This window comes from Bacillus sp. S2(2024), from assembly GCF_050474045.1.
In the GTDB taxonomy this organism is placed as follows: domain Bacteria; phylum Bacillota; class Bacilli; order Bacillales; family Bacillaceae_G; genus Bacillus_A; species Bacillus_A yunxiaonensis.
In genome coordinates this window covers 57,503-75,712 of record NZ_JBFLUS010000005.1, presented here as the reverse complement: position 1 = coordinate 75,712, position 18,210 = coordinate 57,503, and the positions used below count along the sequence as shown (strand labels likewise).

The 18,210-nt window shown below is 34.9% G+C and carries 19 protein-coding genes and 4 pseudogenes; 16 read left to right on the top strand and 7 right to left on the bottom strand.

Annotated features, from left to right (window positions below; all coding sequences use genetic code 11):
- Nucleotides 1-2 precede the first annotated feature (2 nt).
- The 3 genes from AB1284_RS25305 to AB1284_RS25295 all read left to right on the top strand — a co-directional run bounded on the left by AB1284_RS25305 (nucleotide 3) and on the right by AB1284_RS25295 (nucleotide 2,205).
- Nucleotides 3-434 (top strand): recombinase family protein, encoded by a 432-nt coding sequence (locus tag AB1284_RS25305; RefSeq protein WP_429762110.1) that lies wholly within the window; start codon nucleotides 3-5, stop codon nucleotides 432-434.
- A 62-nt stretch (nucleotides 435-496) separates the two neighbouring features.
- The gene (locus AB1284_RS25300) at nucleotides 497-769 is read left to right on the top strand and encodes an HU family DNA-binding protein (protein WP_429761949.1); all 273 of its coding nucleotides are present in this window, start codon (nucleotides 497-499) and stop codon (nucleotides 767-769) included.
- 87 nt (nucleotides 770-856) lie between these two features.
- Nucleotides 857-2,205, top strand: a protein-coding gene (locus AB1284_RS25295; RefSeq protein ID WP_429761948.1) for an IS3 family transposase whose coding sequence is annotated in 2 segments (ribosomal slippage) — nucleotides 857-1,313 and nucleotides 1,313-2,205 — 1,350 coding nt in all. Because the reading frame shifts where the segments join, the coding sequence is not laid out codon by codon here.
- Nucleotides 2,206-2,267: 62 nt separating this feature from the next.
- Here the strand turns inward: AB1284_RS25295 and AB1284_RS25290 are convergent.
- From AB1284_RS25290 to AB1284_RS25280, 3 genes are all read right to left on the bottom strand, one after another.
- Entirely contained in the window at nucleotides 2,268-2,435 is a 168-nt protein-coding gene (locus tag AB1284_RS25290; protein ID WP_429761947.1) for a hypothetical protein, read from the bottom strand.
- A gap of 368 nt (nucleotides 2,436-2,803) precedes the next feature.
- Nucleotides 2,804-3,193, bottom strand: a complete 390-nt coding sequence (locus tag AB1284_RS25285; RefSeq protein WP_429761946.1) for a DUF2812 domain-containing protein — start codon at nucleotides 3,191-3,193, stop codon at nucleotides 2,804-2,806.
- Nucleotides 3,180-3,500, bottom strand: coding sequence for a PadR family transcriptional regulator (locus tag AB1284_RS25280; RefSeq protein WP_429761945.1), 321 nt, complete (start codon nucleotides 3,498-3,500; stop codon nucleotides 3,180-3,182). The genes AB1284_RS25285 and AB1284_RS25280 overlap by 14 nt, the downstream gene beginning before the upstream one ends.
- A 356-nt stretch (nucleotides 3,501-3,856) precedes the next feature.
- Here AB1284_RS25280 and AB1284_RS25275 point away from each other — a divergent pair, with 356 nt between their 5' ends.
- Both AB1284_RS25275 and AB1284_RS25270 read left to right on the top strand, forming a co-directional pair.
- A complete protein-coding gene (locus AB1284_RS25275; RefSeq protein WP_429761944.1) occupies nucleotides 3,857-4,456 on the top strand; it encodes a hypothetical protein in 600 nt (199 codons plus the stop codon).
- Between the two features lie 109 nt (nucleotides 4,457-4,565).
- Entirely contained in the window at nucleotides 4,566-4,793 is a 228-nt protein-coding gene (locus AB1284_RS25270) for a hypothetical protein (protein WP_429761943.1), read from the top strand.
- A 27-nt stretch (nucleotides 4,794-4,820) separates the two neighbouring features.
- Here AB1284_RS25270 and AB1284_RS25265 read toward each other — a convergent pair whose 3' ends face one another.
- Nucleotides 4,821-5,507, bottom strand: coding sequence for an IS6 family transposase (locus AB1284_RS25265; RefSeq protein ID WP_429761942.1), 687 nt, complete (start codon nucleotides 5,505-5,507; stop codon nucleotides 4,821-4,823).
- Between the two features lie 68 nt (nucleotides 5,508-5,575).
- Here AB1284_RS25265 and AB1284_RS25260 point away from each other — a divergent pair.
- The 4 genes and pseudogenes from AB1284_RS25260 to AB1284_RS25245 all read left to right on the top strand — a co-directional run.
- A pseudogene (locus tag AB1284_RS25260) lies at nucleotides 5,576-7,154 on the top strand (RHS repeat domain-containing protein); the annotation flags it as partial.
- 502 nt (nucleotides 7,155-7,656) lie between these two features.
- A complete protein-coding gene (locus AB1284_RS25255) occupies nucleotides 7,657-8,556 on the top strand; it encodes a HEAT repeat domain-containing protein (RefSeq protein ID WP_429761941.1) in 900 nt (299 codons plus the stop codon).
- A gap of 233 nt (nucleotides 8,557-8,789) precedes the next feature.
- A complete protein-coding gene (locus tag AB1284_RS25250; protein WP_429762109.1) occupies nucleotides 8,790-8,897 on the top strand; it encodes a hypothetical protein in 108 nt (35 codons plus the stop codon).
- A gap of 186 nt (nucleotides 8,898-9,083) precedes the next feature.
- Nucleotides 9,084-9,554, top strand: a pseudogene (locus AB1284_RS25245) (WD40/YVTN/BNR-like repeat-containing protein); the annotation flags it as partial.
- A 65-nt stretch (nucleotides 9,555-9,619) separates the two neighbouring features.
- On the opposite strand, the pseudogene AB1284_RS25240 reads toward AB1284_RS25245, so the two are convergent.
- Nucleotides 9,620-10,012, bottom strand: a pseudogene (locus AB1284_RS25240) (Tn3 family transposase); the annotation flags it as partial.
- Between AB1284_RS25240 and AB1284_RS25235 the strand changes: the two are divergent.
- The 4 genes from AB1284_RS25235 to AB1284_RS25220 all read left to right on the top strand — a co-directional run bounded on the left by AB1284_RS25235 (nucleotide 9,937) and on the right by AB1284_RS25220 (nucleotide 13,429).
- Entirely contained in the window at nucleotides 9,937-10,356 is a 420-nt protein-coding gene (locus AB1284_RS25235) for a hypothetical protein (protein ID WP_429761940.1), read from the top strand. The pseudogene AB1284_RS25240 and the gene AB1284_RS25235 sit on opposite strands and share 76 nt — an antisense overlap.
- 66 nt (nucleotides 10,357-10,422) lie before the next feature.
- Entirely contained in the window at nucleotides 10,423-11,211 is a 789-nt protein-coding gene (locus tag AB1284_RS25230; RefSeq protein WP_429761939.1) for an Imm26 family immunity protein, read from the top strand.
- Between the two features lie 938 nt (nucleotides 11,212-12,149).
- Complete coding sequence (locus AB1284_RS25225) at nucleotides 12,150-12,533, top strand: glyoxalase superfamily protein (protein ID WP_429761938.1); 384 nt, start codon at nucleotides 12,150-12,152, stop codon at nucleotides 12,531-12,533.
- Between the two features lie 425 nt (nucleotides 12,534-12,958).
- Complete coding sequence (locus AB1284_RS25220) at nucleotides 12,959-13,429, top strand: hypothetical protein (RefSeq protein WP_429761937.1); 471 nt, start codon at nucleotides 12,959-12,961, stop codon at nucleotides 13,427-13,429.
- A 191-nt stretch (nucleotides 13,430-13,620) separates the two neighbouring features.
- On the opposite strand, the gene AB1284_RS25215 is transcribed toward AB1284_RS25220, so the two are convergent.
- Together AB1284_RS25215 and AB1284_RS25210 are read right to left on the bottom strand one after the other, a co-directional pair.
- Nucleotides 13,621-14,136, bottom strand: a complete 516-nt coding sequence (locus tag AB1284_RS25215) for a DinB family protein (RefSeq protein WP_429761936.1) — start codon at nucleotides 14,134-14,136, stop codon at nucleotides 13,621-13,623.
- A 1,236-nt stretch (nucleotides 14,137-15,372) separates the two neighbouring features.
- On the bottom strand, nucleotides 15,373-16,335 hold the full coding sequence (locus AB1284_RS25210) for an AraC family transcriptional regulator (RefSeq protein ID WP_429761935.1): 963 nt from the start codon (nucleotides 16,333-16,335) through the stop codon (nucleotides 15,373-15,375).
- 296 nt (nucleotides 16,336-16,631) lie between these two features.
- Between AB1284_RS25210 and AB1284_RS25205 the strand changes: the two genes are divergently transcribed.
- The 3 genes and pseudogenes from AB1284_RS25205 to AB1284_RS25195 form a co-directional block, all read left to right on the top strand.
- Nucleotides 16,632-17,663 (top strand): SDR family oxidoreductase, encoded by a 1,032-nt coding sequence (locus AB1284_RS25205; protein WP_429761934.1) that lies wholly within the window; start codon nucleotides 16,632-16,634, stop codon nucleotides 17,661-17,663.
- 33 nt (nucleotides 17,664-17,696) lie between these two features.
- Entirely contained in the window at nucleotides 17,697-17,753 is a 57-nt protein-coding gene (locus AB1284_RS25200) for a hypothetical protein (RefSeq protein WP_429762108.1), read from the top strand.
- Between the two features lie 145 nt (nucleotides 17,754-17,898).
- Nucleotides 17,899-18,111: pseudogene (locus AB1284_RS25195) on the top strand (hypothetical protein); the annotation flags it as partial.
- Nucleotides 18,112-18,210 lie beyond the last annotated feature (99 nt).

The window sequence follows — 18,210 nt, the reverse complement described above, 5'->3', positions numbered from 1 at the left end:
GTATTTACCAGGAAAAAGTATCAGGTGCTCAAAAGAATCGACAAGAATTACAAATAGCTTTGGATATGCTTCGCGAGGGAGATGTATTTGTAGTTTATAAGCTAGATCGATTAGCCCGCTCCGTTAAACATCTATACGAGATCATGGATATCATTCGTAAAAAAAATGTTCAATTTATTTCTCTTAAAGATAACATCGATACCTCTACAGCTTCAGGAAGAGCCATGTTCGGTATGTTTGCTGTTTTTGCTGAATTCGAAAGGGACATTATCCGTGAAAGAACACTTGCCGGATTAAGTGCGGCTAGAGCAAGAGGAAGAAATGGTGGAAGACCTAAAAAAGATGAGAAGAAAATTCAACAGGCAATCGAACTATATCAGTCTAAAAAATTTACCGTTAAAGAAATCAAGGAAGTTTTCTATATATGTTATTAATTGCAGCAGGAGTATAGGCACGTTATAATGGTTACCTAATTATATGTAAAGAGGTGCAGAAAATGAATAAGACAGAATTAACAAAAGTAGTAGCAGAAAAAGCAGAACTTACACAAAAGGATGCAGCTGCAGCAACACAAGCTGTATTAGACGCTATAACAAATGCGCTTGCAAATGAAGGGAAAGTACAGATTCTTGGGTTTGGTACATTTGAAGTGCGTGAAAGATCTGCACGTACAGGACGTAACCCACAAACAGGTGAAGAAATGCAAATCGCTGCTTCAAAGACACCTGCTTTTAAAGCTGGAAAAGAATTAAAAGAAGCAGTGAAGTAATTATACATAGTGAAAAAGGATCTGATATGAATTGAACTGCACCCCAATTGTTAGACACAGTCTAACAATTGGAGGTGCAGTTTTTTTATGGCCAAATATTCTTTAGAAATAAAATTAGCAGCAGTTCATGCTTACCTGAGTGGTGTGGAATCTTTTAAAACAGTGGCTGAAAAATATAGTGTAAATATATCAATGCTAAAGAAATGGGTAGCTAGGTTTAGAGAACACGGATTGGAAGGTTTTCCAAAAGCGTATACAAATTATTCAATTGAGTTTAAAATGGACGTACTTAATTATATGAACGAAACGGGAGCGTCCATTTCAGAAACTACTACAATCTTTAATATTCCTGGCTCTAACACTGTTTGGGAGTGGAAGAGTTTATTTGATACACAAGGCATCGACGCTCTTCAATCAAAGAAAAAGGGGCGTCCATCTATGAACAATAAAAAAGAAAACAATCACTTAGTCGAAGGATCAGAAGAAACATTACAAGCTGAAGTTGAGCGATTACGTATGGAGAATGCGTATTTAAAAAAGTTACATGCCTTAATTCAAGAAAAGGAAAAATCACCGAGAAAGACAAAGCGCAAATAATTTATGAATTAAGGTACGAATTTAAAGTCATTGACTTAGTTAAAGTCGCTGACATTCCGCGCAGTACGTATTACTACTGGACAAAACGACTAAATCGCCCAGATAAATATAGTGAAGTGAAAGAAGTTATTCAACGTATATTTCATGAACATAAAGGTCGATATGGCTACCGCCGTATCGCATGGGCATTACGTAATCGTGGCATGGTACTAAACCATAAAACAGTACTTCGCCTAATGAGCGAGATGAACTTGAAATCTCTTGTCCGTATGAAGAAATATCGTTCTTATCGTGGGAAGGTTGGTAAAATCGCACCGAACATTCTAAAGCGCGATTTCGAAGCTACAAAGCCAAATGAAAAATGGGTAACCGATGTGACAGAATTTCACTTACACGGGGAGAAACTATATTTATCGCCAATACTTGATTTGTATAACGGAGAAATTATTGCTTATAACGTGGAGAAACGCCCTGTCTATTCACTTGTATCAAAGATGTTGGATAAAGCTTTTGAACACTTAAAAGACGGAGATACACCTATCCTTCACTCGGACCAAGGATGGCATTATCAAATGAAACAATACCAGCACACACTGAAAGAACAAGGAATTACGCAAAGTATGTCTCGGAAAGGAAATTGTTTAGATAACGCAGTCATTGAAAACTTCTTTGGCTTATTAAAGTCTGAATTACTTTATTTACAAGAGTTTGAAAGCATGGAGCATTTTACGTTGGAATTAGAACAATATATTCATTACTACAATAACGATCGAATTAAGACAAAATTAAAAGGTATGAGTCCTGTACAATACAGAACTCATACCTCGCAAGCTGCTTAAAAATATGTGTCTAACTTTTGGGGTTCACTTCAAATATCAGATCCTTCTTCTTTAGTAACCTATTATATTTGCTTATCATGTCTGTTTAACCACAATTTAGAAACTTCTTGTTCTCCAGATACTTCAATCTTAATCTCACCATTTTCTTTGTATATCCGTTCAATGATTGGTACAGTCACCATTTGTTTTTCTTTCTGCTTTCGAAAAGTATCCAAGTTGATAATGGTCATGTTGTACTCTCCTTTAATGATTTCTTAAGAAAAAGGCACCCGTTAACTTAAGGACATATTTCCGCAAACTTTACTGTTACCATGCTTTAGTTAAAAAATATTCTAGAAACCGAATACTTCATAAACGCTTTCTTATGTAACATTCATTTGTTTCGACTTAAGTTAATTCTTTCTTTTTCTTATTATATTGTGAATAGGAATATAGGAAGGAAAGGCATGCAATGATAAAAATCCATGGTGCTAAAAAGCGAAACATCGCAAATGGAGTTTCAAATAAAAAAGCACTCCAAAATGCTGTCCCATCCTTTCCCCATAATCCCTCTGTTAAATAGCTTGCTTTAGGATTTAACAAATGAATAAACGAATGGTCAACTAACGTGGTTGTGTATATAAAAAAACATCATTGCAAGCATAAGCGAATAGTCCGACAACCGCTTGTAAAACGCGGCTTGAGATGTTTGATCAGAGAACATTTCATCACGCCCATCCTCTTCCTTTTGCCAATAGTGTATGCTACCGAAGCGGTTACCATAAACATGCTCCCATCCAAATTCTTCGTGTGCTACGATGTATTCATCATACTTTTCCTTACTCATATAACCTCGATAGTCAAGGCGCATTACTTTTTTAATAGCCGTTTTTTCAAATGTATATCCCAAAAACAGATTGACATGGGTACATGTATAGGCTTGAGCAAGCATATCGTTTAGCCAAACTTGTTCGTTTAAAACATTTGCGAATAGCTTATATTTCTTCATCGAACTCCCTCGTTTCATAAAGTGATAATATATGCTGGAATCGTCTTTTTTCTATTTCTAAAATTTCTTCTCCTGTATGTGTAATCTGGTATATTTTGCGTCGCCCTGTTTCACTTGGTACCGGTTCGATCCAACCTTGTTTACTTAAGTTTTCGATTGCACCATAAAGTGTACCAGCTGCTAAAATTACATCCCCGTTACTCATTCGTTCTATTTTTTGCATAATTGCATAGCCATGTAACGGCTCTCGTAACGCTAATAAGATATAATGCATCGTTTCGGATAACGGCAGTAATTTATGCTTCATTCACTCACCTCCATTTATCAAGTTCAACTATACATTTCAACTGAATATTTGAATTACACAAAAAAACATGCACTAATTTCGCTCAGTGCATGTTATAACTAGAATTTTTAAAAATAAAAAAAGTATATACAAGTGATGGCGTAATAAAATCCATAAAATGTAAAATGATATTGAAAGTTTCTTTATATAAGTTGATAAATACAATTATTGAGAAGTAGATGTAAAAAAGTTAGGGAATTATCTTAGTTATTTAATTGATTGTTCTTATACTTAAATTAGAGACTATTTTTTATCGGATTTAAGTACTTTATAGATTTATAAATTTGTGGATTTAATTTAGAGGGGGTATGTAATAAATGATTCCAATGACTACTTACGTGGCTAAATGGGTATTAGATGATTTAACCTTAGAGTCAAAACCGGTAAAGGGGATTAAACTTGGTACATTTAAAAAACTAGAAAAACTCTATTTAGAATATAAAGAAATGATTGAAGAGGGAATGAGTATTGAAATAACACACTATCTTTTAGAATTCATTAATCCCTACAATCTATTTGTAGTAAGAGAGGGATTTTATATATTTGATCATAAAGCAATGGAATTTATTAATATATCGAATGATATTCAATTTGCAAATCAAAATTTAGCATATTGTAATGCTGGGATTTCAGTTAACTTGATAAACGGTAAAATGAATTTTATTGAGGGACAGTATTATAAAGTAAAAACTTCATATGTTGATTTACTAAAAGGTGAGACAATTCCAGTTATGGTTCTTAGCCACATGGATAATGATGTTGGGGTTTCAGTTCCCTTATCAATGTTTAATGAGGAAAATGCATTTCATATTACTGAGAGTTTTATAGTAGATCTTTCCCAAAAGAATTATAAACAAAAGACAGAATTTGATTGTAAAGAAAATGTTATACAGCTTCCAAAGCCATCTATAGTTTAGTTGAATAGGCTTCTGGTGCTATAGTCTGCTACTTCCTTACTTTGTAATAATATACTGAATTAAAAAGGTGGAAAATTTACAAAATTTCAAGGAAAGGTAAGTAAATTTTATGATGTATAGAGAGCAACAGCTACTTAATCATGTAAGAGAAGTTTTAAAGGTAGAAGATAATAAAACAGCAGAGATATACGACGAAAAAAAAGGTGAACTTCACTACACAAGTGAAACATTACGTAAAAAATTTAATATGCCTTTTCCTAAAATTGTTGTAAAAGCAGGATTATATGATTTAAATAATCATTTAAAGGGTTCTGTTGCAAAGTTTCCGAAGATATAAAGGGATGGGGAATGTTATGGACCAATTTTATGAAACTATTAATAATTCATGTAATGCGTTATACGTCGAAAAAACGAAGTTTGGTTGAGGACTTCGTTTTTGTTTGTATATAGCATGAACAGTTTCTATACCTTTAATAGTACGTGAGGCATGGCGAAGACTTTGAAATCCTAAAGAACGGGAGAATCGACGTTTCACATGCCGGTGATCTTGCTCAATGATATTATTGAGGTACTTGATTGTACGATGAAAGGTATTTTTGTAAAGACCTATCTCTTTTAATTTTTTGAATGCGGAAGCTAAAGAAGGGGCCTTATCTGTCGTCAGAACCGTTGGTTCTCCAAAAGATCGAACAAGTCTTTTCATAAAAGCATATGCTGCTTGTGTGTCCCGTTTTTGACGAAGTTGAATATCAAGTGTTTGTCCCTCTTTATCAATTGCTCGATATAAATAACACCATTTCCCTTTCACCTTGATATAGGTTTCATCCAAACGCCAAGATAACAATGTGTTTTTGTTTTTCTTTTTCCAAATTTGATAGATAAGTTTTCCATATTCATGAACCCAGCGCATGATAGTTGTTGGATGAATAGAAATACCACGTTCTTTGAGAATTTCAGACACATCGCGATAACTTAAAGAAAAACGACAATAGTAGCCAACGGCTATTAAAATAATATCCTTCTTGAACTGTTTTCCTTTAAAATATCCCATCTGTGATTCTCCTCGTTTTCTTTTTCGAAAGTGTAGCTTAGTTTAGAAAACTTTGCAACAGAACCGCAAATAATACATCAGTATCTTATGAGTATGATGATAATGGGAATGTGACGAAAAAGCTGATTACAGATGCAAGTGGCAAAACGCAAACTGTCACGTATGAGTATGATGTAGATAATAAGCCTACCGTTTTCCAAGATGCGCTTTTACGAAAAATTCTACATACGTATGATGCAAATACGAACTTAATTAAGACAGAAATGCCAAACGGTAGCATCTTAGAATGGTCCTATGATAATGCGAATCGGATTACACAAGCGAAGCGAAACGGGAACGTTGCATTCTCCTTTGAGTACGATCCGAATGGAAATGAAACGAAGGTTACGGATTCTGTAAACGGAATTACTCGTCAAAAAACGTATGACACAGGAAATCGAATTACCAGTATGACAGACCGAGGTGGCAGCGTAGCTTGGTCCTATGTGCCACAAACAGAAAAATTACAAGATACTACAGTCACACAAGGATCCTATACGAATAAGACAAGTTATGAGTATAATAGCTTAAATCAAAATACAAAGGTAGTAGATGGAGGAAACTCTTATTACTTTGATTATGATGAATTTGGAAATGTACGTACTTATACAGCAGGAAATCGTGCAGGGTCTACATTCCACTATGACCATACGAACAAGATTGACAGTCTGACAGTCGGAACAGGCCAAGGCAATATCTTGCTGTATGAGACATATGGATATGATGCAAATGGAAACAGAACTAGTATTAAACGTCAAACGGACAGCAGTACACAAACCATTTCGTATGAATATGATTCTATCAATCAGTTAACAAAAGAAACCTTAGCAGATGGTACAATTAAAGAGTATGGTTATGATGGATTCGGAAATCGCAAAAGTGTGAAAGTAACGCCTCCATCTGGTACAGCAACAACTACAACGGCACAATTTAATGATGGAAATCAACTTGTCCAATTCGGAAATGAGTCTATTTCGTATGATGCAAATGGAAATCGTACAGCGGATGACAAGTACACGTATACGTGGAATGAAGCGGATCAACTGACTGCCATTACGAAAAAAGGTGAGAACCAACCATTTGCGACGTATAAATATGATGATGATGGTCGTCGTATTGAAAAGAATGTGAATGGACAAATTACGCAGTATCACTATGATGGTGACAGTATTAACGTTTCTTACGAGACAGATGCGAACGGAACTGTATTACGTCAATATGTATATTCGGTTGCAGGTACACGTCTTGCGATGAAAGAGCAAGGACAAACAGTATACTATCATTACAACGCACATGGTGACGTCATTGCGATGACGGATCAGAATGGAAATGTTGTAGCACAGTACGAATATGATGCGTGGGGAAATGTATTATCGAACACTGCGCAAGGTATAGCAGCTGATAACCCGTTTGGATATACAGGATATATGTATGATAAAGAAACAGGGTTATATTACCTCATGGCTCGTTATTATCATCCAACCCATGGTGTATTCTTATCTACGGATCCAGATCCGGGAGATAATGACGATCCAATCACGCAAAATGAATACACCTATGCAAAAAATAATCCAGTTATGTTTAATGATCCAGATGGTCACTTTGCATTTTTAATACCATTGGCTGAATTGGCTCTTGATGCTGGCGTAAGTTACGGTGAAAGAGTAATTGCTAATAGAATAGTAGGTAACACTGCTAAGAGGTATGTAGCAGGACTATTAAATACGAAAAAAATGGAGAAACATGTTGCAACACCTTATGGCTCACGTTTTATTGATGTTGTTAAAAAGAAAAGTTATCATGAGGTTAAAGTGGGCAGAGTTTCAGCTAGTCGATTTGTGAGGAACCAAATTAGAAAAGATGCTTGGATTTTAAATAATAATAAGGCTAGTCGTGTCCACTGGCATTTTTATACTAGCTCTCATACCGGAAAAGTAGGACCAACAAGAACTGTACAAAGATTATTAAAGAAAAATGGGATTTCTTATAGTATTCACCATAGAAGCTTTTAATGTGAAAATATTAAGCATTTATTACCTAGAGTATATTATCTCTAATACTGAAAAATCATTTAAGATATGTACAGGTTTCAAGTGAAGGAGATGTTAATTTGAATCAACAAGAATTGGATAAAATTATAAATGGAATAAGAGAGGGAGAAGAATATAGTCGTTTATTACCCAAGAAAATTAATGACGCTACGCTTGTACCTTATTTACAATCTCTAGTAGTAAAAGAGAAAAATATAGAAGTCAAAGAATTTTTATATACGCTTTTGGGTATTGGTGCAGTTTCTCTTAACAACACAAGTATTGTAGAATTTTTAGCAGAACAACTGGAGCATGAATCTAATCGTTATGTTTTAGAAAGTTTATTACAATGTTTGAATCAACAAGTTAGTATAAAAAATTCTACCTCTCTTATTAATTTTGTTAGGGATAAGAGGAGTGAAATTAGACATGAAGCAATTCTAGCCTTAGGAAAATGTTCTCCTAAAGAAGTAGAAGATATCCTTATTGAAGTAATTACGTCTTCTAATGACCAATATGACTTAGTATATGCTTGTGCATCTCTAAGGCAAATAGGGACTATGAAAGTTATTCCTTACCTTACTAAGTTGATTTATCATGATAAGGATGATGTTAGATGTGCTGCGATTTATGCATTAAATGAATTAGGAGATGTTAATCATACTCCTGTCTTCATGGAAGCTTTAACACATCGTTCAGCAAATACAAAAGCATATGCTATGAATGCGCTGAAAAGACATGGGGATGAAAGAGCACTTACTATTGTTTGTGAGTATGTAAAAAAGCTTGTAATGCGTAAAAGAAAAGTACAAATGGAACCTTCTCCCTTTGTAGACGCAATAAAATTTCTTTTGAAATTTTCTGATTCAGAAGAGGTAAGAGAAGTTTTAAGGTTTATTCAAAAAAAGGAAAATAATCTACTTACAAGTGAAAAGCATTGGTTGTATAAGAAAGTATTAGACAAAATTAATCTTGGATAGAGTATTGATATTGTGTAAATAAATTATAAATAGATTTGTATTTAATATCCCTTTGGCCATAAAAATGATTACAAAAATCTTGGCTAAAGGGATATTTTTAGTTGTGATGGGGTTCAGTCAAGATACGTGCAAAATTAGGTTACAGGGATACACCATTTATCAGAAGTTATTTTCCGAAGATATTTGTAACATAAGCGTTGGTTTTTGTTACGTTTTGTATTTGAAAATATGAAATTGTTAGTACAGGAAAAGCAAAGGGATTTGTTGGACACCATATAAACAGTGTTAAAGGATACCCTAGGTTAGCTGATAGGCCTCACCATACATGCCCATCAACTTAAGAAGGTTAACTGCCTTCAAGTGTAAAAGAACTTTTTCATTTGCTTTTCATTACTATATCAATTCCGATTACTTTAACTTTCGTTCGTATGTAATTAAGTAATAGGATGATTAAAGGATTATACAAATATTTGGTAAAACGAAGTATACTTTATATGGATAAATATAATTAATAAATTTGATTAGGAGTGATTTACATATTTAGGGGAAATGCAAAAAGGATATTTATATCATTATTAACAAATCCAATATTAATAATTGGATACTGGATTTTTTGTTATGAGTTAGCTTCATTCTGTAAGTATGGAAGAATGAATTATAATATTTACATTTTATTATTATGTGTAGTATTTTTTATATCTATAACTACATTTACTACAATTCGAATCATAAAAGATAGAGAATATGAATCTAAAAAATTAATTAATTTAACTGCATGGAAATACATTTCTATTATCATTATTGTTGTAATCACATCATTTTATGGAGTACAGATTTATAAAAGTGCAACAAATTATAATGGCAAACTTGCATGGTTTATAGAAAGGTTAAAACATGAAAGGTCAGTTAAATTTAAACATAATAATATATATGAATATAGAGTAGAAGGTATTTTTGAAGATATAAATAAAAAATATTCTTTGCCAAAGAAATTATATAGGGTATTTTTACCCATCCCCCGAAAAAGGGGAATAAGACAAAATATACCAAATTATATTTTGTCTTATTCTTCTTCAAGTGAACGCTCTTGCGCCAATCGGGTTAAAATATCATCTTCATTGATGCCCTCAAAGATTGTCTCTAAATTTACTACTGTTGGGGATTTGCTAAATTCATAACGGCCATAAAAATTGATATGTTGCCAGGCGACCGGTGAAATATACTTTAGTATGTTCATCTCGATACCTTTATTCTGAGATTTTGTTGATAAATTCGATAATATGCTCGCATTGTAGTAAATAATACAATTGGTTAGCAACCTACTACATTCATTCCAGATCTGCTGATCTTGTTCAGTCTTGAAACGAAGTTTCCCAAAGTTTGCAAAAGAGACAGTCCGACGTAATTTATGATAACTTTCCCCGCGGTTTAGCGCCTTTTGAACATTTTGACGTAATTATTGCTATAAGTTATGCTGAGCGTTATGCAGCCAGAAAAGTAGCTCAAAAAAGTGCAAGAACAGCTGTAGTTTATTTGAGGAAAAATTTAGACACAGGTAAATTGTATGTAGGAAGAGCAAAATCATATGAAAGATATGTGAAAAGACAGGTAGAACATGCAAAGAAAAATCAAGCTAACTATGAGTTTCGCGTTTTAACGCATGTAAAACCAGGAAGACAGGCACGAAGGTATGAACAAAAATGGATTAACAGGTTAGGGGGCATTCAACGCCACGGGGGGAGACTAGAAAATTCTAGATATGAAATAAGCCGTAAAAAATGGAAGAGATATAGAGTTTAATTTATTATTTGGATGATTGCATAGAATGCAGGGGAAATGCAATATATAATGTAACCGAGGTGGATTATGAGTAAAATAAAATTTGGAGCTATTGAAATTCAATTGCCAGATGCAAGTATTTCATACTTTTTTATTTCTGAAGATTTTGCTGAGTTATTAGGAGTGGAAACAAATGCTGAAGCTAAAAAAATCTTGCAAAAAGAATTGAAAAGCTATTTAGATCAAAAAATGTATAAGAGAATTAGCTTCGACCAAGAGAGTAACTATGTGACTATATCGATTAGTAAACCGGACTTGATGTATATAGTCGCTGAATACATTAACCAATTAATAAATTGTCCTATATCAGAGGATGATAAAAATTTGATTCAAGATCAGTTAATTTCGTATAAACGTCCAAAAAAGCAAAAATGGAAAATCGGTGATGTGTTTGTTATAACACTAACAGATGGAAGTTATACATTTGGGCAAGTCTTGTCGAAGGAATACAGCTTTCCAACTTGTACGTTATTTGATATAAGAACTACAGATATACTTTCACCCGAAGAGATTGTAAATCAGAGGAAGATTACATTACTTACAATCATTCCTATACACTTGGATAGTCATAAATGGAAGATAATAGGTAATGAAGAAGTGAATTGTGCAATACAACCTATAAGTTCTGGAAGTTTTTCATCAGGAATATTAAATGATTTAGCGGAAGCATATTATGGATTACGGCCGTGGAATGTTAATCCGGATCCTAGTTATTTAGATAAACTTCTCCAACCAGAAATTAAAAGACCTGATAAGGCTATTGTATTAAATTCAGAAGAACGATTAAAATATCGGAAGGAACAAGGGTGGGAGTAACTTTACTGAATCTGGTGCAAAAACATTTAATAAAAATATAGAACTATTCAATTTTTTCAATTTGAAGTCCAGAAGTTAAAATGAATAGTTTATGTAGGAATCCTTTTTGATTTTAAGCAGGTTTCACTTGTTGCAGGTGAGCCTGTTTTTTTATTAGCATGTCTAGCTAAGCTGGCCACTGTTTGCTGGTAAAAGTCCAATCTGGGGTACGGCAACCATTCCTTCTTTTATGAGCCACTCGGCAATTTTCATAGCTTTTAAGGTGTTTTGCTATACCGAATATGAATTCGGTATAGTTATTCAATAAAAAGTCAGTAGTTTTCTTTACCGAACACGTAATTTCTAACTTTAATTTCACTTTACCGAATACAAAAAACTAAAAAAGTAGGCTTATTTAGTACATTTTTTGAGTGGCTCCAAAAGTAACGAATGGTTGCCGTATGCCTAATTTAGTTTTTTCATAAGAATAAATATAAAATTTCACTTACCGTATTTATAATTAAAAATAAATTAAACGAATTTAGGGGTTTCCTTGCTTTTTGTTTGGAGTGCTGGCTCGTCGTGTGGGGACGAAACCCCACGTACTAAACGTATCAACATTTTGAGTAAGAACTATTTTTGAACGAATGATCTAAGCGGTTCGGCTCGTATAATTGCTAGTCCAAGTCGAGAAACATTGCTTTGCTTTTTGTCCTTCGGCTTGGCGAAAAAAGCGAATCGAGCCGAAAAAAGTTTTGCAAGGATTGTTTTTTACTGCAGTAACGAAGTGGAGCAGTAAAAAACAAAAGGTGGAGATTTTTTGTGTAGGTATGGAACAAAAAATACTACCTGTTCCTTGCGGAACTTTTAGCTTTTTCAGGTTTAGGAACTAATGCTATAAAATAGTTAATAAGTAGTAATTTAGTATTAAAATAAATATAGAAAAGAAGGTGTATAAAATGAGCACATCTAAAATAACTATGAAAAACCCTACTCCAATCCTGCGTATTTTTGATGAGGAAAAAGCTAAAGAATTTTATTTAACATTTTTGGAATTTGAGGTAGATTGGGAGCATCGATTTGAAGATGGTCTACCTTTATATATGCAAATTTCTTATGGAAATTGTATTATTCATCTTTCAGAACATCATGGAGATTGCTGTCCTGGAGGTGCTTTAAGAATTGAAGTAGAAAACTTAGAGTTACTCCATTCAAACCTTATATCAAAGAAATACAAATATGCTCGTCCTGGCATCGAAACAACCCCTTGGAATTCTTGGGAAGTTTGCATTCGCGACCCATTCGGAAATAGAATTGTCTTTTTTGAGAACCTTCAAAAATAACAAAGCTAATTTTCGTTGTACATATAGGGGTCACTATATCATTCTGGGAAAATTGTACGTTTAGACATATTTGTCCAGAAAATCTTATGTTTATGAATAGAGGATGAAACTCAATAATATCAACGTTTTCTAACTATAATCGTGTTCATAAAGTCTGTAAATAAATCAATGTTCAATTAAACTTGGATTTTTATCTTTCTGAACATGTATTTATCTTTGAGAATCCTTTAATGATAAGGTTTTGTAGCCTTTAGCGTACAATTTTCCCAGAATGATATGGTGACCCCTATAAGGCTTTCAAAAAATGCTTAATTCTTGATGAATAAGTACTAGTCTCTTTGTTTACTACGTATAATGAGATATTATGTTCACTTCACATGAGTACAAAATTTTATACTTTAGTTCCTAAAATAAGGAGAGAAAGAATGAAAAAAGCCATATGTTTAGGTACGTGTTTTGTGCTATCTATAAATTTAATGGGTTGTACTAAAAAAGAAGATCAGGTGGTTTCTTCAAAACCATCTACATCTGAACAGCAAAAAGCAGAGGTACATGCTGTAATATTTGAGAACAAGGACAAAATTACAGTAATTGAGTTAAAAAACCTAAGCAAAAACGATGTTTTCAAAACAACAAATAAAGATACGATTAAATCTGTTGTTTCAGCAATAGAAAATAGTAAACCAATGAATATACTATTGGATCAAAAAACTAAAGATGCAATGAGATCGCATATGATTGTTAATTTTGAAGATGGATCAAAAGAAACCTTCTTTGTGTGGGTTGAAGAAGATCATGAAATTATGATAGCAGAAAGTACAGATAAAACTCATGCTATAGCTTTAAAGATAGACAATACAGATTTTAAACAAGCAATTGATTTTCTTAAAAGATAAATTTAACTTCTGCTTACGAAATTTTTTGCTAACAAAAGGTATTTTCGCGTATGGAAAACACCTTTTCAGTCTACAACTATTTTTTAACAGTCTAATACTTTTTTCTGTGGTCTAAAACATTTTTTTATAAGACATTTATCACTCTAAACCTTGATGCTATCCCAAATCGTTCGAAAAATAGACAGAGATTTTCACATTCCAACTTCGCAAAGTAATTTTATTTCTTTTATTTGTTCTATGTGACGCTGTTCATGCAAATATATCAGTTCTATCCATTGATCAAGAAGTAATTCTCCCAGAGCAAGGTGCTTCACTGATTTTTTCGCTAATATGGATACATCTTCTATTGTACTAAGAAAAGTCATCAATTTTTTTCTCGAATCGTTTAACAAATCAATCATTTGCTGAACTTCAAATGGTTCTAAGCTTGGTTCAAGGGTTTCCGGAGCTGTAAATTTTTTCGTTCTATCTAATAATATAGAGTGAATTTCTTGACGCTCTTTTTGGGTACTATCAATCTCTTTTAATCCAGATGAAATAACTTTTATAGCTCTCTCATCTAATAAGACTAAGTGGTGACAAACTTGTGCTATACTCCATTTATTCATATCTGGCTTACTATTGAATTGAGCATCACTCAATAAAGTAATCTCCTCTAATAGGTTATTTCTGGTTTCATAAAACTTGTCATTTACAAATTTATTCATGAGATTTCTCCCTTCACCTGAAAGTACATACTTAGATTCTTATTCTGTATATATTTCCTACGATACAAAGTTTTTTTCTTCACCACTTCACGTTAAGGTGGGTAGTACCAGCTACCCTGTTATCACCCCTATTTATTAGTTCAATAGGTCGTATGTTGGAAATAAAAGTAAGCCTATGACTTATTTTTACACCTATCTCGGCTGTATCCCTATAACGACCATGAGTTAAGAACAAGCCGCAGTAACTTATGTATTCATCACCTTTTGAAGCCTGTTGTACGACAATACGATGGGCTTTATTCATTTAATAAATCGATTGTACTACACTCAAAATCAATGTGTGAAGCTTTACTACTTCAACTTCTGCTTTAGTATACAAATTACATCTATTTTTTCCAACGAAATTGATTCTTTAAAAATAAAAAAGGCCCCGTTATAGAACGGAGCAAGAGAGAAAAAAGATGAATAGATTAGCAATACAAATATATCGCTAATCCACTAACTAAGCAAGAAGATAAAATCCCCTTTTCTCTTTAACAAAATGACATTTTTATGTAGCTTTGAAATAAAGTTTGATCAAAAATAACTCGCAATCCCCATATTTTACGATAAATAAAAAGAAGCCATTTTGAAAAAAGAATAACTAAAATGGCCTCTTTTCTTCTTGAATGAACATTTCGTTTTATAAAAAAGTTTGATTAAAACTCATTTAGAATTCTTTAATCGAAAAGGAATAAAACAGTGCAACTTTTTAGTAAACGGTATAACTTTCTTTAAAACGGTACATCTTTTTTATAAACAGTACGACTTTATTTCAAAGCTACACTAAGAATCTTTTTAAACGTCTTAATATAGTTAATAACAAACAAAATGGAGTTTAACAAAAAGAACTTGTAGCAATCACTACAAGTTCTTTTTGGGATACTGATGGCAAAGCGCGTGCTCAGGATATTCATCCGAATTTGCACAAGATTGTCCCTACTGATGGTGCAATCAAAATCATGGAGGGATATTATGGAATTTATTTTGTGTTTTATTTGGGATTACTGTTTCTTATAATCGGCACTGCAATATTCGTAATTATCAGGGCTGATTCACCAAAAATTAAGGCTGAAAATCTGTCATGTTAAAAGAAAATAAACCACTAGACTGAAAAATGAAGTATTAGACTGGCGATAGCGTTAGACTAACGGGAAGAATAGCTTCAAGATAACGCCTCAGCGGAATGAACCCGGTTCACCATATTCGATTACTCCCTTCGCTGGCCTGTCGTTTCACCTCTTTGACATCTTGCAGGGGAGAGAGACCAAACAGGCGGCGGTATTCCCGGTTAAATTGCGAGGAGCTTACGTAACCTACTTCTAAAGCGGCATTGGTTACATTCATTTGGCCGCTGATCAGCAGCCGTCTAGCTTCCTGAAGTCGAAGCTGCTTCTGGTACTGCAGCGGCCCCATTGAAGTAACGGCTTTGAATTTGTGATGCAACCCGGACACGCTCATGTTGGTGGCATTAGCGAGCTCTTCCACAGTAAAGGAACGGGCATAGTGGTCCTTGATCCAGGCGATGGCTTTGCCAATACCTTCCGCTTGTTGGTCAAAGAACACCTGTTGAAAGAATAGATGGCCGTACTCGCCGGTCAGCAGCTTAAAGATCATTTCCTGTTTGATCAATCCTGATAAGAAGATTGTTTCTTCTTCGGGCTTGTCGAGAAGCATCAATAGCCGAACAAACAAGGCGAGCAATTCCGTGTCGGCCCTTCCGATAAAGGCTGCATTCGAATGCTTGTCGCGCAGCCGAACTCTCAATCGGGATTCCGTGATGACGGAAGCTAGTTCTTGAATCGTAAGATCAATTCGCAAGCCGATATACGGTTGTGTATCTAATGTGTCTGCATTCACTTGCGCTGTTGTCGGCAAAGCGATGAGGGATGTCAAAAAATCGCATTCCCTTGCAAAAAGAATATGCTCCCCGGAATGGATTTTTTTGGATCCCTGCAGGACCAGACAAAACGAAGGATTCAAAACGACGGGAATCGGCGGTGTCTGACGGCTGTATCTGCTCATGGTTAAATAGGGAATTTGTGTTTGATATCTGCAGTCGGTACTAATTCGGTTCGTCGTCAGCGCCTTAACCTGCTCCAGCAAATGCATCCGCAGCTCTTGATGCCCATCTTCGTCTATAGATGCGAAGTTAACCATCTCGTGCACCTCTCTTTGAATTTGCAGGATTGGGCAATTTTCCTGCAGGAATCATCAGGTTTTTATCTTTATTGTAAGATATAATTACTTCAGCGGCAAACCATGAAAGGACAATAACAAGATGAATGAGGCTTAGAAAAGTTGCTTGTTGTCATCATCTAGGGATTCGCATGGCTAATTGTCTCTCACTTATTTCAATCCGGAAATGCCGGATAGGAGAAGTGTTATTGAAGCGATGTATAAGCCATTACATGCAGTATGATATTTAAGGGAAACGAATCAAGGAGGATGTGGGTATGAAAGAGCAAAATAAACAAACAGTTTTAGTTACTGGCGGTACTGGTTTTGTGGCGGGATGGGCCATTTACGAACTCATCAGACGGGGATATAAAGTACGGACCACCGTAAGAAGTAAGGGAAAGGAACTGTCGGTTCGTAATATGCTTTCGAGTATAGGAATAGATACCTCACCATTATCTTTTTATATAGCGGAACTTACCAGCGATGAGGGTTGGAACGAGGCGATGGCAGGAGTGGATTACGTGCTTCATATCGCTTCTCCGCTTGTTGCGGGAAATCATGATGACCTGAACTCTTTCGTGATCCCAGCTCGCGATGGGGCACTTCGTGTACTTCGGACGGCGGTTAATGCCAATGTCGAACGTGTGGTCATAACTTCTTCGCTCGCTGCGGCAACCCCTGATATTTCCAGCGAAGACCAGCAAGTCAACGAGTCGTTTTGGTCCGATCCGAACGACAAAAATCTGAATGCTTATCGCAAATCGAAAGCCATCGCCGAAAAAGCTGCTTGGGATTATATGAAGGAGCACACCAGCAAAACGACTTTAGCGACGATTCTTCCGGGAGCTATATTTGGTCCTATTCTTTCTGCTCCCGTTCCGAGTTCCATCGAAGTGATCCAAAAGCTGGTACAGGGGGAAGGGCCTGGTCATCCCAATATCGGATTCGAAATCGTTGATGTACGCGATTTGGTTGATCTTCATATTCGGGCGATGATTGAGCCGAAGGCATCTGGACAACGGTATATTGCTAGCAATGGATATATGAGAATGATCGATATGGCCAAGTTTCTTAAGCAAGAGTTAGGAGAAGCGGGAAAAAAGATTACGACCCAATCTATTCCAGATTCTGTGCTAAAGAGCGCCGCTAAATCCAATCCGTCCCTAGCCTCTTTAGTGCCAATGCTGGGACGTAAATTCCGGTACACTTCGAAAAAAGCAAGGTCGGAGTTGGGCTGGAGTCCTCGTCCAGCGGAGGAGACCGTTTTAGACAGCGCAAAAAAACTTATCGATTCTCATTTAATATAATTGAGTATTACTTGATCGAGTAATGACATTGACATGATTGAGTTCGCAGGATTAGGAATAGCGATGGGAAACGCACTAGGTGAGAATTAAAGAAATAGCAAATGATATCACATTATCGAATGATGAAGATGGGGTTTATAAAGCATTAGAAAAGCATCTTTTTCAATAGTTCGTTAAGCTAACGGATACGTTAGTCGAATGACAACAGCGGTAGTCTAATACTTTACTTTCACCGAACATGTCATTCGTAATGATCGGTTTAGGGATAAATATACTCGCAAGTCCAATGGCTTTTTTTATCGGTGGGATGGCAACAGATTCTCCAGACAGTACTGAACTTGATTTTTGGAAAGGACTTCTCTTTATTTAGGCAATACCGCTCCTTATACTATTTCTAGCTTTGGTGTGGTGGCTTATTCACAAGAACAAGGAAAAAGTCCACATGTAAGAATTTAAAATGACTTCCGCTAACGGGAATTATGTAAATATATAAAGGTAACAGAAATAATTATTAAACGGCATATGAGGCACCGCTACAACGCTATAA

Bases quoted from the DNA above. Each gene is read 5' to 3' on its own strand.
- AB1284_RS25300 (WP_429761949.1), top strand. From the start codon at position 497: ATGAATAAGACAGAATTAACAAAAGTAGTAGCAGAAAAAGCAGAACTT.
- AB1284_RS25290 (WP_429761947.1), bottom strand. From the start codon at position 2,435: ATGACCATTATCAACTTGGATACTTTTCGAAAGCAGAAAGAAAAACAA.
- AB1284_RS25285 (WP_429761946.1), bottom strand. From the start codon at position 3,193: ATGAAGAAATATAAGCTATTCGCAAATGTTTTAAACGAACAAGTTTGG.
- AB1284_RS25280 (WP_429761945.1), bottom strand. From the start codon at position 3,500: ATGAAGCATAAATTACTGCCGTTATCCGAAACGATGCATTATATCTTA.
- AB1284_RS25275 (WP_429761944.1), top strand. From the start codon at position 3,857: ATGATTCCAATGACTACTTACGTGGCTAAATGGGTATTAGATGATTTA.
- AB1284_RS25270 (WP_429761943.1), top strand. From the start codon at position 4,566: ATGATGTATAGAGAGCAACAGCTACTTAATCATGTAAGAGAAGTTTTA.
- AB1284_RS25265 (WP_429761942.1), bottom strand. From the start codon at position 5,507: ATGGGATATTTTAAAGGAAAACAGTTCAAGAAGGATATTATTTTAATA.
- AB1284_RS25230 (WP_429761939.1), top strand. From the start codon at position 10,423: ATGAGTAAAATAAAATTTGGAGCTATTGAAATTCAATTGCCAGATGCA.
- AB1284_RS25225 (WP_429761938.1), top strand. From the start codon at position 12,150: ATGAGCACATCTAAAATAACTATGAAAAACCCTACTCCAATCCTGCGT.
- AB1284_RS25220 (WP_429761937.1), top strand. From the start codon at position 12,959: ATGAAAAAAGCCATATGTTTAGGTACGTGTTTTGTGCTATCTATAAAT.
- AB1284_RS25215 (WP_429761936.1), bottom strand. From the start codon at position 14,136: ATGAATAAATTTGTAAATGACAAGTTTTATGAAACCAGAAATAACCTA.
- AB1284_RS25210 (WP_429761935.1), bottom strand. From the start codon at position 16,335: ATGGTTAACTTCGCATCTATAGACGAAGATGGGCATCAAGAGCTGCGG.
- AB1284_RS25205 (WP_429761934.1), top strand. From the start codon at position 16,632: ATGAAAGAGCAAAATAAACAAACAGTTTTAGTTACTGGCGGTACTGGT.